Source organism: Nocardiopsis sp. NPDC055824, assembly GCF_053616335.1.
Genome location: NZ_JBSHDN010000401.1, coordinates 1 through 1,732 on the forward strand (window position 1 = coordinate 1; position 1,732 = coordinate 1,732).

A 1,732-nucleotide genomic window follows, 5' to 3' on the forward strand; every position below is an offset into this window, starting at 1 on the left:
CGCGTGCCCGGAGCCCCCGACGGGAAGCGGCGCACCCTTCTCCCGGTGCGCCCCCTCACCGCCCGGGGCGGTCCCCGCCGCGTTCGGCGGCCTCCCCGGCAGGGGGCCGCCGCGCGGCGGGGGTCAGGCGGCGCCGCTCTCCCGGATCCGGTCGCGGATCCATTCCCCCGCGGGCTTGAGGGAGTCGGTGCCGGTCCAGGGCCCTCCGGCGGCGCAGGTGCCGGTCTCGAAGACCGCGCCGGAGCGGAAGTCGTCGGAGAAGTTCCAGTTCACCCAGCTGATCTGCTCCTCCTCCATGAGGTCGAGGTAGGCCTGGGCCGACGCGAAGTCGTTGGGGCCGTCGCCCGTGGCCTGCTGGGTGCCGAACTCGGTGACGAACAGCGGGAGCTCCTGGGCGGCGGCCCGGAACGCCTCCCGGTAGGAGCCGTGGGTGGCGGCGTAGAAGTGGAAGACGTACATGATGTTGTCGGCGTCGACCGGGTCGGCGGTGATCTCGGTGTGGTCCGAGCCCTCGGACATGCCCAGGGAGGACCAGGCGCGGGTGCCGACGAGCACGACGGCTTCGGGGTCCTCGGCGCGGATGACCGGGATGATCTCCTCGGCGTAGCCCTTGATCGCGTCCCAGGAGACCCCGTTGGGCTCGTTGGCGATCTCGTACAGGACGTTGTCCTTGTCGGCGTGCACCGAGGCGATCTCGGAGAAGAAGGTGCGGGCGCGCCCGGTGTTGTGGTTGGGGTCGCCGGGGGTGAGCATGTGCCAGTCGACGATGACGTACATGCCGCGGGCGGTGGCCTCCTCGATCAGCTCGTGGACCCGGTCGGTGAACCCGCGCGGGTCGGTCTCGTAGCCGTCCTCCTGGATGTACATGGACACGCGCAGCACGTCGGCGTTCCAGTCGTGGGCGAGCGCGTCCAGCGATCCGTCGGTGAGGCAGTCGCTGTACCACTGGAGTCCGTGCGAGCTCATCCCGGTGAGCTGGACGGGGTCGCCGTTGCTGTCGCAGAGCTTGACGCCGCAGACGGTGAGCTGCCCGTGGGTGTCCGCGGGGCCTGCGGCGGACTCGGGGCCGGAGGGCGCCCGGGTCTGCCCGGTCGAGGCCAGGGCCGCCCCCGTGGGGCCGTTCGCCCCCGCGAGGACGAGGAGCGCCACGGCGAGCAGGAGCGCTCCCACGAGCGCGGCGCCGGCGGGGGTCCGGCGTGTGCGGGCGGGGGACGGGGGGTGGTGCGCCACGGGCTTCCTCCAGCGGGGTGGCGGCCCGGCGCGGTCCGGGGGAGGACGTCGCACCGAACCGGAAGGAGTCTTTTCTTTTCTCGCAACCTAGACTTCGGTCACGGAGCGGTCAAGCCCCCTTACGCGACGAATACGCACCCTTCCCGTGCGCCCCACCGCCCGGGCCCGCCGCGCTCCCCGCGACCGGCCGCGGCGGCGGACCGCGAACAGCGCGGAGCCCGCGGGCGCGCCGGGAGCGGCGCGTCCGCGGGCTCGGCCACCGGGCCCCGGCCCCTCCCGGGACCGGCCCGTCCTCAGGCGGGTTCGGGCTCGGGTTCCGGGCCGGGCGGCTCGGGCGTGGGCGCGGGCCCCGGGGGCTCCGGCAGCGGATCCGGCGGGGACGGGGGGTCAGGCATCGGGGGCGGGGGGAACGGGTCCGGCGGCATCGGCGGCATCGGGTCCGGGTAGCGCGCGGCAGGGGCCGGAGTGCCGTCACGGGTGCGTGCGTTCATGTCTCCTCCTC

Annotated in this window: 1 protein-coding gene; it reads right to left on the reverse strand. The window is 74.6% G+C overall.

Annotated elements, in window-relative coordinates; translation table 11 throughout:
• Positions 1-123 precede the first annotated feature (123 nt).
• A complete protein-coding gene (locus tag ACWGL3_RS32160; protein WP_267945487.1) occupies positions 124-1,230 on the reverse strand; it encodes a glycoside hydrolase family 5 protein in 1,107 nt (368 codons plus the stop codon).
• Between the last annotated feature and the right edge of the window lie 502 nt (positions 1,231-1,732).